The 23,762-nt window shown below is 51.1% G+C and carries 24 protein-coding genes; 15 read left to right on the top strand and 9 right to left on the bottom strand.

What is annotated here, in order from left to right; translation table 11 throughout:
* Positions 1 to 147: 147 nt before the first annotated feature.
* The 3 genes from PsW74_RS08170 to lptF are packed head-to-tail and all read right to left on the bottom strand — an operon-like array spanning position 148 to position 4,834.
* The gene (locus tag PsW74_RS08170) at positions 148 to 2,550 is read right to left on the bottom strand and encodes an LPS-assembly protein LptD (protein WP_063288451.1); all 2,403 of its coding nucleotides are present in this window, start codon (positions 2,548 to 2,550) and stop codon (positions 148 to 150) included.
* A complete protein-coding gene (gene lptG / locus PsW74_RS08165) occupies positions 2,550 to 3,641 on the bottom strand; it encodes an LPS export ABC transporter permease LptG (protein WP_063288452.1) in 1,092 nt (363 codons plus the stop codon). Before lptG ends, PsW74_RS08170 begins: the two co-directional genes overlap by 1 nt.
* Positions 3,641 to 4,834, bottom strand: coding sequence for an LPS export ABC transporter permease LptF (lptF, locus tag PsW74_RS08160; protein WP_208986645.1), 1,194 nt, complete (start codon positions 4,832 to 4,834; stop codon positions 3,641 to 3,643). Before lptF ends, lptG begins: the two co-directional genes overlap by 1 nt.
* Positions 4,835 to 5,118: 284 nt before the next feature.
* On the opposite strand from lptF, the gene PsW74_RS08155 reads away from it, so the two are divergent.
* From PsW74_RS08155 to PsW74_RS08135, 5 genes are all read left to right on the top strand, one after another.
* On the top strand, positions 5,119 to 6,609 hold the full coding sequence (locus PsW74_RS08155) for a leucyl aminopeptidase (protein WP_063288454.1): 1,491 nt from the start codon (positions 5,119 to 5,121) through the stop codon (positions 6,607 to 6,609).
* A 720-nt stretch (positions 6,610 to 7,329) separates the two neighbouring features.
* The gene (locus PsW74_RS08150; protein WP_063288455.1) at positions 7,330 to 7,779 is read left to right on the top strand and encodes a DNA polymerase III subunit chi; all 450 of its coding nucleotides are present in this window, start codon (positions 7,330 to 7,332) and stop codon (positions 7,777 to 7,779) included.
* Entirely contained in the window at positions 7,776 to 8,468 is a 693-nt protein-coding gene (locus PsW74_RS08145; RefSeq protein ID WP_063288456.1) for a methyltransferase domain-containing protein, read from the top strand. Before PsW74_RS08150 ends, PsW74_RS08145 begins: the two co-directional genes overlap by 4 nt.
* 76 nt (positions 8,469 to 8,544) lie before the next feature.
* Positions 8,545 to 9,099: an AAA family ATPase gene (locus tag PsW74_RS08140; RefSeq protein ID WP_063288457.1), complete on the top strand. Its 555-nt coding sequence runs from the start codon at positions 8,545 to 8,547 to the stop codon at positions 9,097 to 9,099.
* Positions 9,100 to 9,209: 110 nt separating this feature from the next.
* Positions 9,210 to 9,458 carry a hypothetical protein gene (locus PsW74_RS08135; RefSeq protein WP_063288458.1) on the top strand — a complete coding sequence of 83 codons (249 nt, stop codon included), beginning with the start codon at positions 9,210 to 9,212 and terminating at the stop codon, positions 9,456 to 9,458.
* 79 nt (positions 9,459 to 9,537) lie between these two features.
* On the opposite strand, the gene PsW74_RS08130 is transcribed toward PsW74_RS08135, so the two are convergent.
* The 3 genes from PsW74_RS08130 to PsW74_RS08120 all read right to left on the bottom strand — a co-directional run bounded on the left by PsW74_RS08130 (position 9,538) and on the right by PsW74_RS08120 (position 12,622).
* Positions 9,538 to 11,424, bottom strand: coding sequence for an ABC-F family ATP-binding cassette domain-containing protein (locus tag PsW74_RS08130; protein ID WP_063288459.1), 1,887 nt, complete (start codon positions 11,422 to 11,424; stop codon positions 9,538 to 9,540).
* Positions 11,425 to 11,544: 120 nt separating this feature from the next.
* On the bottom strand, positions 11,545 to 11,982 hold the full coding sequence (locus PsW74_RS08125) for a DUF1801 domain-containing protein (RefSeq protein ID WP_063288460.1): 438 nt from the start codon (positions 11,980 to 11,982) through the stop codon (positions 11,545 to 11,547).
* 106 nt (positions 11,983 to 12,088) lie between these two features.
* Positions 12,089 to 12,622, bottom strand: coding sequence for a DinB family protein (locus PsW74_RS08120; protein WP_057465351.1), 534 nt, complete (start codon positions 12,620 to 12,622; stop codon positions 12,089 to 12,091).
* 493 nt (positions 12,623 to 13,115) lie between these two features.
* Here PsW74_RS08120 and ndk point away from each other — a divergent pair, with 493 nt between their 5' ends.
* Positions 13,116 to 13,538: a nucleoside-diphosphate kinase gene (gene ndk, locus PsW74_RS08115; protein ID WP_057465350.1), complete on the top strand. Its 423-nt coding sequence runs from the start codon at positions 13,116 to 13,118 to the stop codon at positions 13,536 to 13,538.
* A 221-nt stretch (positions 13,539 to 13,759) separates the two neighbouring features.
* The gene (locus PsW74_RS08110; protein ID WP_057465349.1) at positions 13,760 to 14,233 is read left to right on the top strand and encodes a heme-binding protein; all 474 of its coding nucleotides are present in this window, start codon (positions 13,760 to 13,762) and stop codon (positions 14,231 to 14,233) included.
* A gap of 104 nt (positions 14,234 to 14,337) precedes the next feature.
* Here the strand turns inward: PsW74_RS08110 and PsW74_RS08105 are convergent, their stop codons facing one another.
* Positions 14,338 to 14,775 carry a hypothetical protein gene (locus PsW74_RS08105; RefSeq protein WP_057465348.1) on the bottom strand — a complete coding sequence of 146 codons (438 nt, stop codon included), beginning with the start codon at positions 14,773 to 14,775 and terminating at the stop codon, positions 14,338 to 14,340.
* 162 nt (positions 14,776 to 14,937) lie between these two features.
* Between PsW74_RS08105 and PsW74_RS08100 the strand changes: the two genes are divergently transcribed.
* The 5 genes from PsW74_RS08100 (at position 14,938) to PsW74_RS08080 (ending at position 20,673) form a co-directional block, all read left to right on the top strand.
* Positions 14,938 to 16,923, top strand: a complete 1,986-nt coding sequence (locus tag PsW74_RS08100; RefSeq protein ID WP_063288461.1) for an inositol phosphate phosphatase SopB — start codon at positions 14,938 to 14,940, stop codon at positions 16,921 to 16,923.
* Between the two features lie 364 nt (positions 16,924 to 17,287).
* Entirely contained in the window at positions 17,288 to 17,899 is a 612-nt protein-coding gene (locus PsW74_RS08095) for a TetR/AcrR family transcriptional regulator (RefSeq protein ID WP_208980904.1), read from the top strand.
* Between the two features lie 238 nt (positions 17,900 to 18,137).
* Positions 18,138 to 18,746, top strand: coding sequence for a TetR family transcriptional regulator (locus PsW74_RS08090; protein ID WP_063288462.1), 609 nt, complete (start codon positions 18,138 to 18,140; stop codon positions 18,744 to 18,746).
* A gap of 485 nt (positions 18,747 to 19,231) precedes the next feature.
* Positions 19,232 to 19,846: a TetR/AcrR family transcriptional regulator gene (locus PsW74_RS08085; RefSeq protein WP_057465344.1), complete on the top strand. Its 615-nt coding sequence runs from the start codon at positions 19,232 to 19,234 to the stop codon at positions 19,844 to 19,846.
* 233 nt (positions 19,847 to 20,079) lie between these two features.
* The gene (locus PsW74_RS08080; RefSeq protein ID WP_244271753.1) at positions 20,080 to 20,673 is read left to right on the top strand and encodes a helix-turn-helix domain-containing protein; all 594 of its coding nucleotides are present in this window, start codon (positions 20,080 to 20,082) and stop codon (positions 20,671 to 20,673) included.
* A gap of 116 nt (positions 20,674 to 20,789) precedes the next feature.
* Here the strand turns inward: PsW74_RS08080 and PsW74_RS29630 are convergent, their stop codons facing one another.
* Positions 20,790 to 21,062, bottom strand: a complete 273-nt coding sequence (locus PsW74_RS29630) for a hypothetical protein (protein WP_244276657.1) — start codon at positions 21,060 to 21,062, stop codon at positions 20,790 to 20,792.
* Here PsW74_RS29630 and PsW74_RS08075 point away from each other — a divergent pair.
* From PsW74_RS08075 to PsW74_RS08065, 3 genes are all read left to right on the top strand, one after another.
* Positions 20,946 to 21,554, top strand: a complete 609-nt coding sequence (locus PsW74_RS08075; protein ID WP_244277846.1) for a TetR/AcrR family transcriptional regulator — start codon at positions 20,946 to 20,948, stop codon at positions 21,552 to 21,554. The two genes, PsW74_RS29630 and PsW74_RS08075, sit on opposite strands and share 117 nt — an antisense overlap.
* 228 nt (positions 21,555 to 21,782) lie before the next feature.
* A complete protein-coding gene (locus PsW74_RS08070; RefSeq protein WP_063288464.1) occupies positions 21,783 to 22,325 on the top strand; it encodes a TetR/AcrR family transcriptional regulator in 543 nt (180 codons plus the stop codon).
* A gap of 223 nt (positions 22,326 to 22,548) precedes the next feature.
* Complete coding sequence (locus PsW74_RS08065) at positions 22,549 to 23,112, top strand: TetR/AcrR family transcriptional regulator (protein ID WP_057465341.1); 564 nt, start codon at positions 22,549 to 22,551, stop codon at positions 23,110 to 23,112.
* A gap of 18 nt (positions 23,113 to 23,130) precedes the next feature.
* On the opposite strand, the gene PsW74_RS08060 is transcribed toward PsW74_RS08065, so the two are convergent.
* The gene (locus PsW74_RS08060; RefSeq protein WP_063288465.1) at positions 23,131 to 23,748 is read right to left on the bottom strand and encodes an HAD-IA family hydrolase; all 618 of its coding nucleotides are present in this window, start codon (positions 23,746 to 23,748) and stop codon (positions 23,131 to 23,133) included.
* Between the last annotated feature and the right edge of the window lie 14 nt (positions 23,749 to 23,762).

The raw sequence follows: 23,762 nt of genomic DNA, 5'->3' as shown, positions 1-23,762 counted from the left end.
GTGCATATTTGGCACAGCTTGACTCAAATTAGAAGGGTGCAGCCCGGAAAAATTTATTCAAACTAATAATAACAAATGTAGGCGACATTCTGTCATGCCTCTGGCTATTTCCTATGCACAGCCAGAGGTTTAAGCTTATCTACTTACTCAATCATTTGGGGATGAGTCAGAAGTTGAGGTCGAAAGGCTGGTATCACCAATAGTTCTGAGGCCGAATCGGAAGAAGAAGATCCGCTCTACGGGCTCACCATTGTTCCGGCTTCTGTCTTCACCATAGGAGAGTGAAGCGGAGAAGCCTTCGTCGTCATAACCAAGACCAACAGTATCCTGAACAATGTTTTCGTTGATCATGTCATAACGCAGTGAACCGAAGACACGCCAGTTTTCCTGCAAGTTCAGATTCAAGGCACCAACAAGCTCAGAGCGCTGTTCATCAATCCCAGCGTCTGGACGCTCCGCCAAATAGGCATAGGACAGAACTGTCGAAGCTGGACCATAACGACCGCTCGCGCTGACTTCTGCACGTTCTACGCCAAAGTCATGTTCGCTAAAGCGTGCATTACCACCAACGCGAAAGCCAGTATTGGTGTCAAAATAGAGGCTAGTCACATAATCAGACCCTGCAGTCTGCAAGCCGGAGTCGCCTGTTGAATCGAGAATGCCTGGAACTGAATAGGAGTTCTGGCCGGCAAGTTGGAAGGAGCGACCAAACAAACCGCTGATAAACGAGCCTTTGTCAAACTGCAGCTTATACTGCAAACCTAAGTTTGCACGGGTGCCGCCCTCGTTACGGTCGAATCCTGAAAACTTATCCCATTCAAACAGCGTGGAAGCGTCAAACACGATAGACTGTGCGTCTTCGTTTGGCAGTTCCCCAATTTCCGCCTCGTTTGGACGAACAATGATCTGCGCAATCGGTTCAATTACCTGATTGCCACCGTTAAATGTTGCAAGGAATGGATACCGATATTCCAAGCCAACTGCAGGCATTCCACGGAAGACAACGGACTCATCTGAAAGAGCCGTCACATTATCATCTGCATTTGCGAGGAAATACAGGTTGGTCTTTGCATAAGCAAACGGCGTGAACACCTGACCAATCGGATCGATAAGTGTGCGCTGCCAAGTCAGGTTTGCGCTTAGACGACTAAACGTACCTTCAACACCACGGAAGCGGTTTTGGCCATTCACAGAGAAGGCGTCAGTTGTCTGGCGCGTCAGACTTGTGAGGTTGCCATCGTAGTTTAGTTGTCCACCAACGACAGACTTCTCGAAATAAATGGCATTGTCTATGACAGGATGAACAAAAGGCTGCTTCTCTTGAAGGTCTGCATTGACCTGAGAGAATGGCCCAATCGGATTCATCGGCTGCGTTGGGCTTGGGTTGTCTTCCTGCGAAATCTGGAAGGCATATGCATTTGCGTCAAAGAGATTCCGCTTTGTTTGACCATTCAAGAAAAGCTTGGAAACTTCCTGAGCGCTACCAAATCGTGCAAACCCATAGTCCTCGCGGAATGCCCGGTCTGTTGCATAAGTAATGTCCCAACCGGCTTCCCAGCGTTGACTCAGATCGAAGCTTCCGTCCGTATTGACAATAAAGCGACCACGTACATCGCCGCTGGAGCCATTAAAGGCACTTGGGTCTGCCTGAGAGATCCCGCCAAGTGAAACATTGTAGGAACCAGTATCAAACTGTTGCCGCCAATCCAGCTGGCCCAATACACCTTGCTGCGTGAGCGGCGTGAGTGTCACGGTTAGATCGTATGTTGGCGAAAGGGACCAGTAATATGGAATCGCGGCACCAAAACCGAGGCGATTCTTGGTAACAAAGCGTGGAAGTAGGAAACCAGATTTACGGCCGACTGATGGATCTGCGATTGAGAAGTAAGGAATCTTGGCAATCGTGTTTCCGAACAGCTCAATAGAAGCACCCTCAAAATAGATGCGCTGCTTTTGCTGATTGTGGATGATCGTTGTTGATTTGATCCGCCATAACGGAGGCTTGGGAGCCTTCTTATAGACAGAATAAGTGCCATTCCTCAGTGTGGTAACGTTGTCATTAGAGCGTTCAGCGCTCTCGGCAACGAAATGCGTAAACTGAGGAGTGTCAATCTGCAAAGCATTGACGAAGCCCTCAGAGAAATCATCACTCAAAGTCAGATTGTCTGCAAGAATGAGATTGCCATCAGGCTCTGTCATTTCCACATTGCCGTGCGCAGAAAATTTGCCGTCCTTACGGTTGTAAGTCACACGATCTGCGAGCAATGTGTAGTTGTCAAAGTAGATCTCAACACTACCCGTCGCGATAATGACGTCATTGTCAAAATCATAGCGAAGCTCTTTCGCTTCAAGCAACATTGGCTGAGATGTGTCAACAGCCTGCTGGGCAGACTGTGAAAGGTCGATCTGCGCAACAGCAGGCGCGCTGAGGACCGCAAGGCCAGCGCCGCACAGCAGAGCAACTGCAGAGACAGTGCGAAGGTATTCTGGCGATACGCAGCCAGCACCAACTCGCTTGATTTTCTGTTTCAGGATCAAGGCCGAACCCATCAACCATCCTCCTGATTCAACAGAATTGTAAAACCCATAAGAACCCCAAATACGCCAGGTGCCCATGCTGCAACCGTTGTGGGAACGATTCCAGCACCGCCCAGATCCTTTGAGATTTCGGAAACGGCATAAAGCACGAAACCAGCAACAATGCCCCAAACAATCAAGCGGCCAATCCCCCCAAAACGCGATACACGCAGCGAAACAGCAGCAGCAATGACAATCATTGCCACAAGTAACAGGGGTTTGGCTAGAAGAGTCTGATATTGTAAAGAATACCTATACGCGGGTAGTCCAGCCCTTTGGGATAACTCAATAAAGCGTGGAAGACTCCAAAAACTAATAGATTCCGGCGAACCTATGCTCTCCTTGACCTCTGTCGGGGTCAAAAAAGTACTGACAGAGTAGTTCCCATAATGCTGTGGATCAGTGTCTACAGCATAGACAACAGCATCAGTTAGCCGCCACATGCCCTCAGCTAGGACGGCGCGCCGTGCTTCGATTCTCTCTGAAAACTGGCCTTGGCGATCAAACGAGAAGATCGTGACACCATTGAGTGACGCACCTTGCCCGCTGGTGTGGCGTGCATGAAGAACTGACTCGCCATCGGTGCCGTTCTGTCTGAGCCAAACCTCTCCAGATCCTTCAAGCAAATAGGTTTGCTCCACACTGAACAAGCCTTCTGCCACCTCATCTGATTTTTGCTGCAGATATACAGCACCAGGATTGTAACCAATCACAGCAGCAACGCCTATGAACAGGCCAGTCAGAAGAGCAGGGGCAGTAAACTGCCAGACCGAAATACCAGCCGCACGTGCGACCACGAGCTCAAGGCTTCTAGAGAGCGTAACAAACGCCCAGATAGAGCCAAAAAGGACGGCAAACGGAATAACCTGTTCAAGCAGAAGTGGAACGCGCAAAGCAGAGATTGCAGCAATGCGCAGAAGAGAAAACCCTTCACGGTCGCCACCTCGGCGAACAAGCTCAAGCACGTCAAACAGCAAGATCAAAACGGCAGCAAACAGAAAGAGGGCCAGAATCGACTTCAAAAACCGTTTGGATATGTAAAGACTAAGCGTTCTTCCGGTCATTACAGTCCTGCTGTCCCTTGGTTCTTGCGGCCTACCAATTTGGAGAACACACGACCAATGCCATTAAAGAGGCTTTGTGTTCCATCGACCAGACGCTGAACAAACCAAGGTCTTCTGTTCAGGCTAATGGACCACGCAGCAAGCGCAATTGCGATTATTGGGATTGCGTAGAGCAATGGGAACATATCAGGAGCCGAACTCACGATGAGCGTTGCGCCAAAACCTGCTGTTCTCAGCAGGGTCGCAACCGCGATTGTTGTTGTTATTGCAAGGCCTTGATCCTGACGAGTGGTCTTGGGAGAACCCAGGAAAGCATAGATGATCAGACCAAAGGCAATGGGGTAAAGCGGGACACTTAAACGGTCGTGGAATTCCACAACTAGCTTGTCCCAATGCTTTGCAGCGTAAGAATCATCAGGGCTTGCGCTCAGCAATTCGAAGGTTGGACGCTCACTTGCCTTGAATGTTGGCTCGCGAGCTTCGGGAATCATCGAGGACAAATCGAAGCCATAACTCTCAAAGCTGACGATGGACATATCCTGCCCACCTTTCGGGCGGCGCTGGATCGTTCCATCAAGCATGACAAGCAGTGTTTTGTCCGCAGCCTCGATAATCCGTCCCGTCTCAGCCGTATAGGTAAATGAGGTTTCCGGATCGCGGGCATCATCCAGCAAGAGACCTTCAAGGATCCCATCACCGCTTCTGTTGCGGATATGGAAGGTCAGATTCTCTTCGATCGGAATGAAACGTCCGGGCTTGATGATGTTGGCGACCAGATCAACACGTACGCGCGTCAACTCACTGCGCAATTCCGCCAAGCCTGTCGGGGACAGATACATGGACAGGAAATACATCAGGGCTGTGATCGCGAGTGAAAACACCATGATTGGCCGGAGAACAAGCGACTTGGAAGCGCCCGAAGCGTTGATGACAATAAGCTCACTGTCGCGGGACATGCTGTTAAGCACGATTATAAACGCCAGCATCATTGCGAAGGGCGCAACGATCAGGATGAGAAAAGGCAGAGCCAGTGCAGTGATGTAACCAAACTGCAAAAGGGTCTGGCCTTTTGAGGTGACCAGATCCAGCTGGCGCAGCGCTTGGGTGGACCAGACGACGCCAGTCATGGCGGCCAGTGTCACAATAAAGGCGGTAAAGCTGCGTTTGACGATGTAGCGTTCAATAGTTTTCATTGTGCCGTGCAACAGAACCTTTTCTTGTTCGTTATGGGGGAGGCCAAGCCGCAAAATGATTCAAGTCCACTCAATAACACGGAATACGGCAGAAAGCCGGATCACCGGATCTTTTAATGAATAAACTCGCAAGTTTCTTCACATAGCCTTGAAACGGGACCATTATCGCGCCATGTTCTGCCATGAATTTTAAGAGTAGCTGGACCACGCGTCCGCCTGTGGTTGCTAGCATATTCTGCTAGAAATTGCCTATCGCAGGTCATCCCGAGGAAAGAAACGACATAATGACGCAATTCACATCCATTAAGATCGCGCAGTATTCTGATGCAACAGCACCCGTTCAGGTCGTCTTTGCAGGTGAAGAACTCAGCTTTGCAGCAGAAGCTGAGGGTGTGATGGGCTCCGCTGGAAAAACTGTTGAGCGCGCTGCTAAAACGGCTGATTTCACAGGTAAGAAATCCGGTATCATGCACTTGCTCGCTCCAGAAGGTATGGATGCAGACCGTTTGATCGTTGCGGGCCTTGGCAAAGTCGACGACCTGAAAGAGCAGGACTGGGTTAACCTGGGCGGTGAAGTTGCTGGCAAATTGCTTGCGCTCAAAGCGGAAGGTGCAGAAGTGACCTTCCCAGCTGCCGCAACAGCTCAGCAAGCCGCAGACTTTGCGCAAGGTGCTTTGCTGCGCGGTTACAAGTTCGACACCTACCGCACTGTTAAAAAAGAAGCAGACGGCGACAAGGCCTGCGAAATCACGTTGAAGGTGCAGGATGCAGCAGCAGTGGCTCCACTCTGGGCAGAAGCTGAGGCTGTAGCAGAAGGCACACTTCTCGCACGTACTCTTGTTGATGAGCCTGCCAACACGCTTGGCCCGGTTGAGTTCGCTGCAAAAGCTCAGCAGCTCTCTGAGTTCGGTGTGGAAGTTGAAATCCTCGATGAAGCAGAGATGCAGGAACTGGGCATGAATGCACTGCTGGCCGTTGGTCAGGGGTCAGTTCGTCCTTCCCGTTTGGCAATCATGAAGTGGAATGGCGGCAAGGAAGGCGACGCTCCAATCGCATTCGTTGGTAAAGGCGTTGTGTTTGATACCGGTGGTATCTCCCTGAAGCCGGGCGCTGGCATGGAAGACATGAAGGGCGATATGGGCGGCGCAGCAGCTGTCATCGGCCTTATGAAAGCTCTTGCAGGCCGTAAAGCTGCAGTCAACGCAATCTGTGTGCTGGGTCTGGTGGAAAACATGCCGGATGGCAACGCGATCCGTCCGGGCGATATCGTCAAAACAATGTCTGGTCAAACCGTTGAAATCCTCAACACCGATGCGGAAGGCCGTTTGGTGCTGGGTGATGCGCTTTGGTACACACAAAGCCGTTTTGAGCCGAAGTTCATGGTAGACCTTGCAACCCTGACAGGCGCTTGTCTGGTTGCTCTGGGCGGCCATCGCGCAGGTGTCTTCTCTGCGAATGATGAGCTGGCTGCGCAGATCTGCGAAGCTGGTGAAACCACTGCAGAAAAAATGTGGCGTTTGCCTTTGGGGGATGAGTACGACAAGATGGTCGACACCCCAAATGCCGATATGCGTAACACCGGTGGCAGCCGTTGGGGTGGTGCAAGCACTGCAGCTGTTTATCTGCAGCGTCACACCAATGAGGCCAAGTGGGCACACATCGATGTGGCCGGCACTGCAATGGGCTCCAAGAAAAACGCAATCTCTCAGGGCTGGGCATCCGGTTTCGGCGTGCGCGCACTGAACCGCATGATCAAAGATCATTACGAAGGCTAAGCCTTGCATCAGGCAATAAAATGCCTGCGTTAAATTAAACGAAAAAAGGCCGGTCACAGAAGTTGTGGTCGGCCTTTTTGCTGCTCATCACAAAGGCAGCAGCAACGTCTTGAGGGCGACAAAAAAAGAACCCCACTTCAAACTGAAGAGGGGCATTCTTGATTTTAAAAGAGTTAAACGCGCTAAGCGCTATATTCAAAGAAAATTTTATATTTGAAAGAGTAAGTTGGTTTTCCAGTCAATCAGCAGGTCTGATAATGAGTACAGGAGCTGGAGGCTTCTGGAAGCATCGCACCCACTGCAGCTGTTACGCCAACAAGACCGGATACAAGAGCAAAGAACAATACAATACGCGCTGCCATTTGGTCGTTTCCTAAATATACAATGCCTGTGGTCCCACAACACCACAGAGATGAGAGCATTTCACTCTCCATAATTTGGCGTCGGTTTCGCTAAGCTTAACACCACACCGAAATTCCCCAGGAATGCAGTCAAGTCTAGCCCTTTAAAGCGTCTGGGTTGGATTTATCAACGATTCCTATGAATATCCCGATGTAATTGGGATCATTCACGACAATTTTTAGGATAAAATGTGGTCAATTGAGAAACACAGTGATTTGGGCTTTACATATTCCATGCGCAGCCTGATGCAGCATGCGTCGCACGGCGTATTGGGCTGCAGGACGCAAAAAGCCTGCCGGATAAACGGGAAACCAGAATATGAGTGAAGTGCTGTTCTACCAGCTCTCTAAATTTCCGCTGGAACGGGCCTTGCCCACTCTCCTTGAAAAGTGCTTGGAGAGAGAATGGGTTGTCACCATCCAGTTTGGAACGGAAGCACGGTGTGATGCCATTGATTCTTACCTCTGGACCTATTCTGATGATGGTTTCCTGCCTCACGGCACCAAAAAGGAAGGCCATCCAGAATTTCAGCCCATCTACCTGACAACGGAAAACGACAACCCCAATGAGGCAATCGTCCGTTTTTTGGTGGACCGCGCACCGCTGCCCGATCCGGCGCAGTACAAGCGCGTTGTTTATATGTTCGACGGCAACGATCAGGATGCCTTGCAAGAAGCCCGGCAGCGTTGGCTCGAGGTCAAAAACGGCGACCATGAACTCACATACTGGGCGCAGACCGACAATGGCGGATGGGACCGGAAAGCATGACCACTGACGACATAGACCATCGCAAACAACTGCGTGCGCGTCTGGATACGCTGGAAGGTGCAAATGGTGGTGGCTGGGAAAACCGCAAAAGCTGGTTTGAGCAAGTCTACACCACTGCCGATGGCGATACCAACGAGATCCCGTGGGCCGAGCTGAAGCCAAAAGCACCGCTGGTGGAATGGCTGGAACACAACAAGGGTGAGGGGCGCACCGCGCTGGATGTGGGCTGCGGGCTGGGCGATAACGCCAATGCTTTGCATGAGGCTGGTTGGAAAACCTCGGCCTTCGACGTGGCGCCCACAGCAATAGAATGGGCGCAAAAGCGCTTCCCATCCGGTGAAATCGAGTTCCGTTGTGCAGACCTGTTCAACCCGCCAGCAGATTGGATTGGCAAGTTCGATCTGGTCTACGAATGCTTTACCCTGCAGGCCATCGGCATCGAAATGCGTGGTGATGTGGTCAAACCTCTCAAAAGCCTCGTCGCCCCCGGCGGCACGCTGATTATCCTCGGGCGGTACTATGATGGCACCGGCGACCGCTCTGGCCCGCCATGGCCACTGACGGATGAAGAGATTGCAGCGTATTACGGTGACGGCTTTAAAGAGACTTCAAGAACAACATTCGTCCAACACAAAGACGATGGCCGCAACATCCCCCACATCTGGCTGGAACTGAAACGCAATGGTTAGAGCTGAGTGTCAGTAGAGAACAATCAAGCGCCTCACTCTGAGCACGGAGAGAGACGTTTTATCTTCAGGGGACAGCATGAGGATTGCAATCACCGGAACCCACGGCAGCGGCAAAACAACACTCATAGAAGACTTTGTCGATCAACACCTGACCTATGAAGCCACGCAGGAACCTTATTGGGACCTGGCAGAGCAGGGCGTTGCACTCTCAGATGAGCCCTCCATCGCAAGCTTCACAGAGCAGCTGAGCCATAGCCTGAAAACGATCCTCACCTCCGGTGCAGAGCAAAACATAATCTTCGATCGCTGCCCGCTGGATTTCATGGCTTATCTGGAAGTGCTGAGTGAACAAGACGGCGATGAATGGGAGCCGTCAGGTCAGCTCCTGAGGCAGATCGAACAAGCCCTCACCACACTGGATCTGATCATCTTCCTCCCGCTCATTTCACTTGATGAGATCACCACCACCATCGAATACCCCAAACTCAGGAAACAAACCGACACCCGTCTGAAGCAAATTCTTCGCGATGACACGCTCGGAGTGTTGGATGTCCTGCCCGAAACGGTGGAGCTGACAGGCTCCAAGAACGACCGTGTAAAAGCCCTGTCAAAACTGGTTTCTGAGGCCTAACATAGTGTGAGCCGTTCACTTGAATCAGTTTATGAAGCCGGTGAATCTGTATATTAGAAAATTCATTTAACATATTGTGATAGCTAATTTATTGAATTGGAAGAGGCCTGATGACGCAACCGCTGGTGAAGCTTGGGCTGTTGGTGTGTTTGCCAATTCTCTTGCACACTTTCGTCCCTATGCAGGCTTGGTGGCCTGCGCTCAGATATTCAAGTTCCTACAAGCAAGATGCTCACTTCGCAACACTCATGTTAGCTTTGACTGCTTTGATTCTGGCCTTTGCCATGAAATTTGGGCTACGCCGGTCCTTCCCGTTGGGGGAAGCTACCGACATAGGTATGTCCGACAGGGATGCATAAGGCGCTCTACACATAGCAATAAAAAACCCGGCACTGCTTCCAGTCCCGGGTTCATAACAATCTCTCGAAAGCGATAAGCCTAGCCGCCTGTCAGCTCTTCCAGCTCAGCGGACATCTTCAGCCAGTTCTCTTCGGTCTCTGCCAGCACCTTCACATAGGCAGCACGGCGGATGGCGTGTTGTTTTGCCTTGTCCGGTGCCTCGGTGTAGATGCGTGGATCAGCCAGCAGGGCATCAAGCTTTTTGATGTACTTCTGGTATTTGGAGATCTCTTTGTCCGCAGCTTCAATGTTCTTTTTCAGCGGTGCAGTTTTAGCACGGCGCTCAGCTGCTTCCTTACGGCGCGCCTGCGCATTCGCTTTCTCGCTGTCTTCATCAACCGCGACTTTGGACTTGGAGCCACTGTCGCCCTTTAAGATCAACTTGCGGTACTCCGCCATGTCGCCGTCGAAGTTTCTTACACCGCCATCGGCAACCAGCCACAACCGGTCTGCACAGGCCTCTACCAGATGCCTGTCATGGCTGATGAGAATGACCGCACCGTCATAATCGTTGATCGCGTGCACAAGGGCTTCGCGGCTGTCGATATCAAGGTGGTTGGTCGGCTCATCAAGAATGACAAGGTTCGGCCCGTGGAACGTGGCAAGGCCTAGCAGCAACCGGGCTTTCTCACCACCGGAAAGATCCTTGGCAGGGGTCAGCATCCGGTCTGTCGGCAAACCAAACCGGTCCACACGCGCGCGGATTTTGGATTCCAACGCGCCCGGCATCAGCGGACGCACATGCTCAATCGGGTTGCTTTCGGGCATCAGGTCATCCAGCTGATGCTGCGCAAAAAACGCAGTGCTCAGCTTGGTGGCCTTAGTCATATCACCAGACATCAAACCAAGGCGCCCGGCAATCAGCTTGGCGAAGGTCGATTTACCGTTACCATTGGCACCAAGAAGAGCAATGCGGTCATCATGGTCAATGTTCAGCGTCAGGTTCTTCAGGATCACCGTGTCATCATAGCCAACAGAAGCTTGTTCCAGCTTGATGATCGGCGGAGAAAGCTTGGCCTCAGGCTGCGGAATATGCAGCTCCAGTCCTGAACCTTCATCCAACACAGAAATTGGCTGCATCTTCTCTAGCATCTTGATGCGAGACTGCGCCTGTTTCGCTTTGGTAGCCTTCGCGCGGAAACGGTCAACGAAGCTTTGAATATGCTTGCGTGCCTTTTCCTGCTTATCAGCCGCCTTCTTCTGCAGCAAAATGGTTTCACGGCGCTGACGGTCAAAACTGTCATAACCACCGCGATAGAAGGTGAGCTTGCCACCATCCATATGCACGATGCTGTCGACCGCATTGTTCAAAAGGTCGCGATCATGGCTGATCAGAACAACCTGATACGGATAACGCGCAATGAAGTTCTCCAGCCACATCGTACCTTCAAGGTCGAGGTAGTTGGTCGGCTCATCAAGCAGCATCAGGTCTGGCTTGGAAAACAACAAGGCTGCAAGCGCAACACGCATACGCCAACCACCGGAGAAGTTGGCACACGGCTGCTGCTGCTCGTCGTAAGAAAAGCCCAGTCCGCTCAGGATCGCAGAGGCCCGCGCTTCAGCGCTGTGGCTCTCTATATCGACAAGTCGCGTATGGATCTCCGCAATCCGGTGCGCATCTTCAGCCGTTTCGGCCTCAGCCAAAAGAGCGGTGCGTTCCGTATCAGCCGCCAGAACCACTCCCAAAAGCGTTTCCTGCGTGCCCGGCGCTTCCTGAGCCACCTGACCCACGCGCGCCTTTTGCGGCATGTGCACACTGCCGCTCTCAACGGACAGCTCACCGCACAGCAGCTTGAACAGCGTAGACTTACCAACGCCGTTGCGCCCGACAAGACCGGTTTTCGCACCACTTGGAATAGTAACGGAGGCATTGTCGATCAAAAGACGCCCGGCAATGCGATATGTAAGATTAGAAACCTGAAGCATGCCACGCTGTTTGCCCCCTTAAGATACGCTTGGCAAGTCTTGATAGGAGGCGTGATCGAATAAATTTCTACAGATGCAGGCAAATCACAGGTTTCTGCGCATTTTTAGTAGCCGCTAGGCCTACCTCTTCCCATACCTGAATGCCTCCGCCAAAAAGTGCTCGACGGGATCACGTGGGTAAGTGCCATTTACAGGCACCCAGAGGCAGCGGTTGCCTTCAAAGCTCAGCACATCGCCATAAAGGGCGCGCATGTCAGCAATGAGGGTGGTTTGGCAGTGCACGAACAGGCCGAGCTGGTCGCCGAACTTTGGTTTCCAGTGAAGGCGCACCGTGGTGCCGCCATGCTTTGGCAAAGGGCGATAGGAAGGCTCGCCCCACTTCAGGGTCTCTGTCAAAGAGGAGGGGCCATGTAAGCGCTGGGCGCAGTCCAGGATAAGCGAGCGCAGGTCCAGCAGGCGGACGCGTTTGTCCTCAGGGTAAGCGGCAAACACCGCCGCAACGTCATCAGGCAAGGGTGCCTGAACGGACTGTTTGCCGGGCTTTGTAACGCGCTCCATGAATGCATCCCTGAAAAGATCATGATCAATACCAGATCATACTTGACCTCTTCAGGGAGAAACAAGAGCACACGCCCGATTATCGGGCGAAATCAGTTGCCTTTCGTCAGGCAGTAATCATGTCTTCTTCCTTCGCCATCCATTGCCCGGTCTCACGCTGGAAGTAGATCATGTCCAGCGCCGCAGGCGTCCGGCCCAGCTGGGTCAGCATGGCATGCACCTGTCCGCGGTGGTGGGTCTGGTGGTTGAAGAAGTGGAACAGCGCAGCGCCAAGGGGCTGCTGCATCACCAGTGGTTTGCGCACAGTGCGATAGATCATGGTGCGCAGGAAATCTTTCTCCTGCATCTGATCAATCACCGAGCAGATACGATCGTCCAGCAGACGGCGCTTTTCCTGCAAGGTTGCAAGGTCGCCGGTCAACTGTTCGTCAAGGCTGTCAATCGGGTCGCCCTGGCCGGTAAAGCGGTAAAGCCAGACCTTATCTGCCACATACTGGTGATCCATGGTGCCATGAATGGAATTGAAATAAACGCCAAGATCACGGTGGTACTCTTCCGCAGTGATCTGGTCGCATTCCTGAAGCAATAGATCGTTAGCCCACTTGTTATAGGAGGCATACATTACAAATGCTGCTTTCATAGGGGTGTCCTCTTGCTATGTCTGTTGCAAGAACAATGCACGCCTTTGAACTTCTATAAATTGACCCATCTCAAACAAAACCAGCCGTAGGGGGAGACGTGTAGTCGCAACCCGAAAGACGTAGTTATCTATGCTGCGCCAGAACCTGTTGGAACCTCAACCCTTTTCGCCAAAAGCCTGCATTCGCGTCATTGCCTCCTTGGGAAAACCTCCCCTTAAAATCAAAGGGGCCCATAAGGAAGAGGCGGGCGGGTTGCCTCAAGGCAGGGCTGATAACAGCATTACAACCGTCATCAATGAGTCATAATCGCCTGTTTTCTGCAGTTTTCACGCAGGACAACGTGGGAATACGGATATACCCTCTTGCTTTTTAAGGGAGAGTTTAAGTATATCTCGCGCGAACCTTTGTGGCGCTTTGTTAAGGCGCTACAGGAAAAAGATTTTTAATGAGAGCTGCCCTTCGGAAGCTCGTGACAAACTGCAGGTAATAACGATGGCGATTGAACGCACGTTTTCCATGATCAAGCCGGACGCAACCAAACGCAACCTGACCGGTGCTATCACCGCTAAGCTCGAAGAAGCTGGCCTCCGCGTTGTTGCATCCAAGCGCGTTTGGATGTCCCTGCGTGAAGCAGAAGGTTTCTATGCAGTACACAAAGAGCGTCCTTTCTTTGGTGAACTGACAGAATTCATGTCTTCCGCTCCAACCATCGTTCAGGTTCTGGAAGGCGAAAACGCAATCGCGAAAAACCGTGAAGTCATGGGCGCTACCAACCCTGCAGATGCTGCTGAAGGCACCATCCGTAAGGAATTCGCTCTGTCCATCGGCGAAAACTCCGTACACGGTTCTGACGCTCCTGAAACAGCTGCTGAAGAAATCGCTTACTGGTTCTCCGGCACCGAAGTCGTAGGCTAATCTAGCTCATCGATTTCAGCTGTCTGCTGAATTCAAAAAAGGCCCGCTTGATGCTTGATTGCGTCAGGTGGGTCTTTTCTTGTCAAAAATTCCATCATATCGTCAGGCGGTTCATAAAAGTTACTGGATAAACTCAGGTTTGCGCTGGGCACCCTTGCTTCGGACACAATTTTAAAATTAAGTCCGCGCGCACGTGGGAAAACGGAACGCGAGATAAATTCATGAATATTAATGCAAAATCGCTTCTTTTAGGGGCATCTCTGGCACTGGTGGCAAGCGCGGCAACTGCTCAGGACCATACCCGTCCTTATTTGAGCCTTGATGCTGCAGGCAAAGGCGTAAGCGCCTGTGTGGCTCTGGCGAAGGAAAACGGTTGGAACATGTCCATCGTTATTCTGGATCGGGGTGAGGATGTTGTGGCGTCTGCACGCATGGATGAGGCTCTGCCTGCCAGCTACAAAGGCGCAACGCTCAAGGCAAACACATCTTTGTCCTGGGGCATGCCAACAGAACAGGTGAACGAGGTTCTGGAGAAGGCACCGGTCTTCAAACAGTTCCCGGGTATTCTTGGCATTGCAGGCGGCCTGCCAATCATTGTGGGTGAAAGTGCTCTGGTGGGCGGTATCGGTGTTGCGGGCAGCTCAATGGAAAATGACGCAGCCTGCGCAAAGGCAGCTGTAGAAGCCATGCGCTGATCTCAGCAAACCGAGTGAATTTAGCAAAGCCAGTTCCGTTTGTGCGGAGCTGGCTTTGTTTTTGCACTATCTCTGTCTCAAAGGCACGAGGCGAGCCTCAGGAGTTACATCCACATTTGCGGGTGGTCCTGGCCTGACAACTCAGGAGCCGCACCGGCTTTCACTTCAGCATACCATTCTGAGACCTGAAGGAAGACCGGGAAAACCTGCTTCAGATGCGTAACGTCAATGTCGCTGTCTGGAATGCGGATTTCTCCATAGGCTGAGGAATGGGCAACCTCAAGGCCAAAGGTCAGATTGTAACCCGCTACATCCAGTGTATTGCTGTTTTGCAGCAGTTCCGTGAGAACACGGGTATCAGTTGGCAAATCATTGAAGAGAATGCGGAGCACGCACGTTTCGGTAGTTTGATCAAAGCCGAATACCAGAGAGAAATTCTGATTAATTTCAAGCACGAGTTCGCCGTCGAGGTCATCCTCCAGCATCGGGCTTAAATCAATGCTTTCAAGGAATTCATTAGCGGCTGTTTGAAAGTTCGACACGGGTGCTCCTTTAAACGGGATGTTTGATTTGAACTCTGTCTAACAGAGACAATCAACCCACAGGCGTGCCAAAGGGCACATCACGCCTCTCAGCTTTCCATATGCTTTGTCTCAAGAACGCGCTCAAAGCGCCGCTAAAAGACAAAACTAAGGGAACTAGGCATGGGAATTCCGACGGTCGCGGCATCGACAACTGTCCAACCTATTGAAAATACATCTGTAAATCAGGCAAACACCAATACCGCTGAAAACACAGCCGTAAAATCAACTGAAGTGCGGAGCCATGATGGTGGCCTGTTTAAAATTGTTGCATATGTCAGAGAAAAAATCTCAGGCTCTTCCCATCACAGCTTGGCAGCACGTGTAAACACGCCAGCAGAGGGCAGAGAGACCCAGAGCGTCCTCACCCGCATCAAGGCGTTCTTCACGGGCAGTTCAAGCGCATCCCAAGCCGAAACCGCTCCGGCTGCAGCGGGTGCCACCAAACAGTTGGTGAACACAAAAACAGCTCAGTTTACTGAGAACAACAAGAGCCTTGCAACATCCGTTGATAACATCAAGGAGCGCGCTGAAACCCATGTAAGACCAGCTGCAAAGCACGCAGTTGAACAACTGTTGGGAGCCGAGGTGCGTGGCGACAGGTTCGTCTTCGAGATCAAAGCAAATGGAGGCATCAACGAAGCGTTTGATCGGTTGGATGCAAAGATTGCAGAAAATCCTGATGATATCAAAGGTATAGCAAAGGCGTCCAAAGCACTGAACAAAGACATCCAGAAGGAAGTCATCTCAGCTTACAAACTGGCAGCTTCTGCTGAGGGGACAACACTCTCCAAGAGTGATATCAAAACGCTGAAGAAAGAGTTTCAGCAGCACATATCCGCTCACATAACCCAGTCATTGAACAAGACTGAGGCCAACTGGCAGACCACGACTGAAACCGTCAAGCTGGATGTGGCAACGCAAAGAGAACTGGGTGCTTCTGGCGATGCTGCACTGACAGAGCGCTCCTTCACAGCCACCACCACACCAGCTGCAAAACTGGAAGTTTTGGCAGGGGGCTATCAGGCCGATGAGAAACACGGCATCAGCTCAACGGCAACCTCTGAAACAGATCACGCGGTAAACCTGTGGGTCAGCGAGCTGAAAGGCGAAACCACCTCCTACGCAGCAGTCCGTCATGGCGTGAACTTCCCGTTCGGCGTCAAACATGATGCTGAGCTGGCCACAAAGGGCGCAGACACCCGAACCCAGGAAGTGGTAACAGCAGCAGCATCCACCAAAGCAGCTGACATTGTAGCATGGCGCACAGATCACCCGGGAGAGCCTTTCCCGCTGAAAATTGTTTCAACCTCACTGCTGACCGCAGCATCCAAGGCAAAGACCTACGAGACTGGCCAGCAGGAAGCATGGGGCCGCGCACAGGGCGAGCAAACCATCACGGTAGACTTGCCGGGTGAAGGCATAACTGAAGTCAATGTAGAGGTCGAAGTGCTGCCGTTCAGCATGGGCGTCAACGGCTTTGCGAAACTGGGATTGTTCTCAGGCTCCATCGGCAAACATCTGGGAGATCGTCTCACCGGCTGGAAATGGGCTGACAACCACAACGAACCGCTCATTGGTAAACTGGACGAGATGGTGGAGCAGGCTAAAGCCGATGCAATAGGGGCCAACGATCCAGGTAAAGTTGCCCGTCTTGAGAGTTACAGTACCCAGCTGCATGAGGCGGTCAATGATGGCAAGCAGCGCCGTTCCGCAGGCAATGCGTATGGTGTTGCCGTTCTGGTCAACCTGATTGCCAATGAAACCGGAGCCGTTCCTGCAATCAACTGCATGTCCGGCAAGGATCGTACAGGCTATCTGGATGCAGCCGTCAAAGCGCGTCTCATGGAAGTGGAAAGCCTGAATGCAGGTCGTCCGCAAAATGATAAGTCAATTGTGCCACAGATCTACGGACAGCGCACTGAAGCGCAAAACGCGCTGATGAGCCTGTCCTCCGAAGTGATGGGCGGTAAGACCGTGCAAAAAGCATGCACCGGTGTGGCTGGCTATAAGGTTGGTGAAGGCGGAATGTTTAAAGTTCAGGCCAACCTGGACAACGTGCTCGATTCCAAAAGTCTGCTGGGCTTGTCTGCTGCCGTTAAGGCGTAGCCAACACCTCAAAGCAAATGCAACATCAGGAGCGGCCTCAGTGCCGCTCTTTTTTGTGGGGCAAAGAAAGAGACACCCTAATCCCATACGTGAAAGTGGAAGCTGAACACTGGACCTCGTTATCACAGGGGTATTGGGGAACGGACCGGCTGATCGCAAGGGGCTGCGACAATCTGTCATTATACCTTAGCCGGAGAGACAGGCACCAAAACGCGGCGAAATCGGCTACGGGATTTTGCATAACAGTTTGATATGCATCAGTAATGTGTGGGTGAAGGAAGTGATATAATGCCCAAAACCCAAGGAAGACCCTTGGTAAAACTGTGATTGATTAAAATTTCAATCAATATATATAGTGATCGCTATGGAAATGGAAAAAGCCCCCCGCGGTCGACCCCGTCGGTTGGATAAAGAAAAAATACTGGAGATCGCAAGTGTCCTGTTCTGGCAACAGGGCTATGAGGCGACTTCGATAAATGAGCTAGTCACTGCCATGGGTATTACACCACCAAGTCTGTATGCAGCATATTCCTCCAAGGAGGAACTGTACCTGGCTGCAATCGACAGGTATTCGGCAAGCTATGGCCGGCAAATGCTGTCTGGTCTTGCTCTGCATTCCTGTGTTTATGAAGCAATCCGGACCGTTCTTTATGAATGTGTGGAGGTTTTCGTCGGTGGAGACCATCCTTCTGGTTGTATGATCGCTACCGGATTGGTCGAAAGTTCTAATGCTCAAGGCGCATTGGCACGTAAATTGGCTGATTTACGCCAGCAAACCATCAAGATCATCGCAGATAAGTTTAAAGCCTGTGAAACCCAGTTTGTCGAAGGAACTGACCTTCCGGCCCTTGCCAGCTTCTTTGGCGCCACAATTCAAGGCATGGCTGTTCAGGCAAGAGACGTTAACTGCCCGACAGAACTGCATAAAATCGCAGAACACAGTTTGAGCGTACTGCAGGCATCTCGTCGTTTCTGACAAAGGAAATGGCGCAAAAATTGCGTTATTAGGCGTGAATTGCTTATAAAATTACGCAATCACGCCTTTTTTATTTTGCAATATTACGCAAACTAAAGAATGTCATTTACATAATATATCAGAGTATCGTGAATGATACTGTTAAGGGTATTTCCCATGCACTCTTGAGTTTGTTGTTCCAAGCCTCCTGTCACCTATGCTTTTGGTATGAATTGCCCAACACCAAGGGAGGCTGACGATGGATAGTGAAACCATTAACTTCACCGAGACGTTCCCACAGTCAATGCAGGAAGCACTCAAAGCATCCCTCAAAGTATTCTGGCGCCTCGGTGTGCATCGCACGTCCATTGATGATGTGTGCCGCCAGTCAGGTGTTTCCTATCATTTCCTCAATGAGAACTTTGAGAGTAAAGAACATCTCTATCGCACTGCAGTGATGTGGTACCTGGATCAGTACGGAAGACAGCTCCTGTCAGAGTTTGCGCTTCACTCCAATCCCACAGAAGCTCTGCGCGGTGCGCTCTACGAATGCATCGGACTGTTCTGCAACAAGCAGTGTGAGCACGCCAAGCTGTTGTCCTACGCTCTGGCTGCCGTCAACAACAGTGACCGGATCCTGATCTCGGAGCTGCTGTCTCTGCGCCGTAAGGTCTACGCCACCATCTTGATGAAGCTGAACAGCAACAAGACCCACTTGAAGGACACAGCAGACATACCTGTGCTGGCACGCTTCTACATCACAACGCTCAGAGGCCTCGCCAGTCAGGCAGCAGACGGCATTCCAAGCGATGAGCTCTACCGTGTGGCTGATTTAAGCCTGGAGCTGCTGGAAGCCTACCGAAAATGAGTACGCCCAGCACATTTCGACCGAAGAGTCTGACAGAAATGAACATCTGTCAGGCTCTTTTTTTAGGTGAGGGTGCCTGTCAACTTTTGCCCCCCTTGAGTTGTATTTTTTCAAAAGGCTTTTTGAACTGAGGGTTTGGGGCAGGCAATCATGGCTCGTCTCAGGCTGCCGCTTTAATCTGGACACTCAATTGCCCTGATTGATTTTGTAACAGGCTTCTATTTCGCTGCGACAAACCATCGAAATCTTGCCACAATCGAAGACAGCAGACGTTAGGTCATACTCCTTTAGCAGAACAAAGAATCGATAAAATAAATCGTAATAATATAACGCCACAACAGTTGGTTACATCATTTTTCACTAAAGCTGAGGCAAACCGCTCCTCTTTGTTAAGGATAGATTTCGTTCGCCTGAGGGTAAGTTGCTGCATACGTAAATGAGCCTAAGATTGAATGCTCGTTCAATAAAGATACGGGAGATTTTCGATGCAAATCGAGACCGTTAAGACGAACCGACCGACCCCGATCAGTTTGACAAAAACCTTCGAAGCCTCCATCCACGAGTTCTCAAATTTTGGGGTGGAAGCAACGTCGCTTGGGCAAATCAGCACAGCGACGGGCGTTCCAACAGAGCGTTTATCCAAGACTTTTCATGACACGGCCAATCTGTTCTCAAATGTGGTCAAATGGTATCTGACCAGATACGAGCATCAGATCCTTTCCGGCTTTGCCATGCATTCCAACCCTGTCGAAGCCATCCGTATTGCCCTTTACGAATGCATTGAACTGTTTTGTGAAGATGACTGCCCGCATGGCAGCTTGCTCTCTGTTGAGCTTATGGAGATTTCTGATACCGACGGCGTCATCGCCAAAGAAATGGCGCATCTCAAAGAGCAGGTCCACGGACGCATTTATCAAAAACTGGAGAACTGCAAACAGCGCTTCACCTCGGGTTTTAGACCCAATGAGCTTGCCGAGTTCTACACCGAAGTCATGGCGATCCTCATTAAGCAGGCTTGTGATGGGGTAGATCGCACCGACCTGTATAATCTCGCTGATGCCAGCCTTGAAAGATTGGAGAACCAGCCTGTCATACACTAGTGCATGTGAGCAAAAACGATCAGAACAAGCGGACTGGCAGCCCTCAGTATCAGTCCGCTTTTTTGTGAAACAGAACGCTCAAATCCGGCACGAAATGCGGCTGCGAAAAGGCGAAATACTCAATTTGTCCGGATCTTGTCTATCAGGCCTTAATCGTAATTTTCCTAGCATTAATAATCAGTTGTTCTTTATCCATGGCCGCGTAATATGTACTTATGCCTATAAAGGATGAAATGCACGTGGAAACAATATCTCCGGACATAGAGGCCATGTTGGAAGCCTCGGTCAAAATGTTTTGGAAGCGCGGCTATGATGCCACTTCCCTAGATGATGTCGTGGACGCTATGGGTGTTCCTCATGAGTTCGTAGAAGGGGCATTTTCCAATAAGGAAGAACTCTATGCAGCAGCCACAAGGTGGTACCTGCAAAACTATGGCCGCAGGCTGCTTTCTGGCTTTGCCATGCATTCCAACTGCTGTGATGCCATTCGTGTCGCCCTTTACGAATGTATCGATGTGCTCTGCGATAAAACAGAGTCAGACGGATGCCTTCTGTCATCTGGCTTACTGGAGATCTCCACTCAGGATAGCATTCTGACCAGAGAGATTACTGATCTGCGCAACACCATGGTGGTTGCGATCACGCGCAAGCTTACTGATTGCAAAGAAAGCCTCAAGACCGGTACTGATATCGAAACGCTCGCCCGCTTTTATGCAGCAACCCTGCAGGGACTGGCCAGTCAATGTAAGGATGGCGCCAAAAAAGAGCAGCTCTATCGCGTGGTTGATATGAGCATGAAAGTCCTGGATTCCTACCGTATCAATTAAAAGGTTATCTTTATGTTCTCTGTCGATATGAGATTTGGAACATAGGGTGAACATATGAATTTGAGGCGTGTAAGGACACATCAAAAGGTCACCCGATCGCGGTCGTTTCAAATCCTTTACAGAAGGTGAAAGTTATAGGCGCAGTAAGCCCTATGTCTTTGCACTGTTGTTTTCCATGTGACTAAAACAGCGTTGAGGAGACACACCGACACCATATACTCGCGGCCATGAGACCGTGCGATATGATAGAGGCCGGAAACGTAACTCCCAAAATCGAAAGGCTCTTCGACCAGTGTGTCAAAGTCTTTCTCCTCAAGGGCTACGAAACCTGCACTCTGGATGATATAGGTAAAGCCGCCGGATGCTCGGGAGACTGTGTGAAGGAACACTTCACGTCCAAGCAGGAACTCGCAGCTGCAGCCATGCGCTGGTACTACATCAAGTACAGCCGCCACATGCGCGCAGAAATGGCCATGCACCAGGATATCTATTCGGCCATGGAAGCGGTGCTGTTTGCCTTCATCGAAATCAGCTGCGATCAGGTCCATGCCAACAAAGGGTTATTTGTCCGCACGTTCATTGACATTTCCAACGTTGATGAGTTCGTCAAAAACTCCTTCGAGGAACTGCAGAATGATTGGGAACATCAGGTTCTCGACAAGTTCAAGCAGTGCAAGCTGGAGCTCAAGGACGACGCCGACATCGAGGTGTTGGCACACTACTTCCTGACAGTGATTGAAGGCCTTTATGAGCTGATCAAATACGGAACCCCGTGTGATCTGATGTACAAGGTTGCGGTTGCGAGCCTCGGCGTTCTGGAAGCGCATATGAAGACCGGCCAGCCCAAGAAAAAGAAGGGCTCCAAGAAGAAATCAAAGTGAGTGCCACTGCCTTCTCACTGCCCATTGCCTTAGCTCTTTACAGAAGATGAAAGAAATCCACCAAGACGGGAGAGACCTCTTCTGTACTCATTTCCCATAGCTGGAAAACGAGATTGCTGCCCCCCACCCAAAACGTATACTGACGCCATGTCCTCATTAGATCCCATACGCGATGGTGAATTGTCACCTGAACTCGAAACCGCCTTAGATTCCTGCGTGAAGGTTTTTATGCTGCAAGGGTTCCAGCATTCCACATTGGAAGACCTTGCTGTTGCAAGCGGAAGCTCAAGAGACTTTATCGAGAAGCATTTTGCCACCAAAGAGCAGTTTTGTGCAGCTGCCATGCACTGGTACTTCTCCAAATTCTATCGCCAGCTCCGGTCTGTGCTCGCGCTCCACTCAGAACTATACCCAGCAGTTGAAGCTGTGCTTTACGAGTTTATTGAACTCTCCCGGGAGCAATATGATGCTGGCACGGCCATGCGGTTCCATACCCTCATGGACATCGCAGAGCTGGACCCGGAATTGTCGGAGGAGCTGCGCAAGATGAAGCTCGAGGGCATGGAGCACTTCATCTACAAATTCACCCAGTGCAAAGGCGAGCTTCAAACTGATGACGAAGCCACATCACTGGCCAAGTTCTACGCAACGATCTTTGAAGGTCTCTCCATCATGGTACAGCACGGCATGTCCCATGAAGACCTTTACAAAATGGCGAATCTAAGCCTGGAAGTTCTGGCCAACCATTTGAAAAAAGGCATCAATTTCTGAAGGCGCTTCTCCGCAGAATGGCGGCTGCGTCTCAGGTGAAGACACGCAAGACCTGTGAACTCAAAAACATGACGCATCAGGTTCAAATCCTTCCATTGCTTTTAAAGGTCTCTTTGCACTGCCACGGTTCTTCTTTGCAGACCTGACACTGCGCTCATATATTAGAATGGCGTTCTAACTTGAGATAGAGCGGTACTCTCGTCAGGGTTGGAATGGTGTTCTAGTGGCCAATGAAAACAACAGATATCAATCCATACTGGATGCTGCGCTGGAGCTGTTTTTAAAACAGGGCTACACAAGCACCTCGATTGCACAAATCCGCAACAAAAGCGGAGCGACGACCGGCAGCATCTATCACTTCTTCAAGGGAAAACCGGATATCGCCGTCGCGCTATGGGATCAGGCCGTGGCCGGTTGGACCAGAGAGACACGCAACACGCCTCAAACCGCCAGCGCTGAAGACACCATCAAAGCCTCCGTCAATGGCTTGCTGCGGTGGGGCAGTGCCAATCCTGATCTGTTTCGCCTTTTTGAGGAGCTGAAGGTCAAAGCCCAGACGGAAGATGAGTTCGAAACCATCAAGCAACAGATGGAGAACGTTCATTTGCAGGGAGAGGCGCTCTATGCCACCTGGCAAGTGCTGGGAGCTGTGAAACCTATTCCGTGGTCCGTTGCCTCCGCGCTCATCGTAGGTCCAGCCTATACGCTGTTAAGCACAGAGCGGGTTGTCTGTGATAAAGACAGGCAGTTTCTGGTGAAGATGGCATGGGAAGCGGTGAGGAAGTAACAGACCCACTAAGATGCACTAAAACGACCCAAGCACCTTGATGATCTGCTCGCGGGTGTTGGGAGTAAAATGCAGCGCCCGCCACCCCATGTCCAACGCGGACATAATGTTCTCTTCCCGGTCGTCAATCAAAAGCATCCGGTTGGCAGGAACCTTAAGGGCCTTGGTAACATGTATGAAAAACTCGGCGCTGGGCTTGGCCACCCCCATACGCCCGGAGGCAAACACCGTCTCTACGCGATCCTTGTAGCCCATCTGCTCTTCGATATAGCGCGTACGCCGTGCCCCGTTGTTGGTCGCAATCACCTGGCGGACATGGGTCTTGGTAAGCTTGCGCATTAAGGCCAGCAGATCAAAGTCCGGGTGGGCGTCCTTTTCAAACCAGTACAGCAGGAAATGATCAAGGTCACCGGGATAGCCGGTCTTATCCGCCCAACGGGAGAGAAGATCTCTGAGATCCTCATGCCCAACCAGAACCTCGTTAAAATCATCCGTAAACATCTCCTGAGCAAAGGTGTGCCATGAGATGCCGAGATCCTCTTCAAACTGCTGCACCCAGATAAAGCGGTCATTGATAATGTTACGATTGAGAACCCCGTCAAAATCCCACGCAATTACGTCGATATCCTGCAACATGGACTGCCTCAAGC

This window comes from Pseudovibrio sp. W74, assembly GCF_001623085.1.
In the GTDB taxonomy this organism is placed as follows: domain Bacteria; phylum Pseudomonadota; class Alphaproteobacteria; order Rhizobiales; family Stappiaceae; genus Pseudovibrio.
The sequence above is the reverse complement of the archived record's forward strand: the minus strand, read 5'-3'. Positions and strand labels throughout refer to the sequence as shown.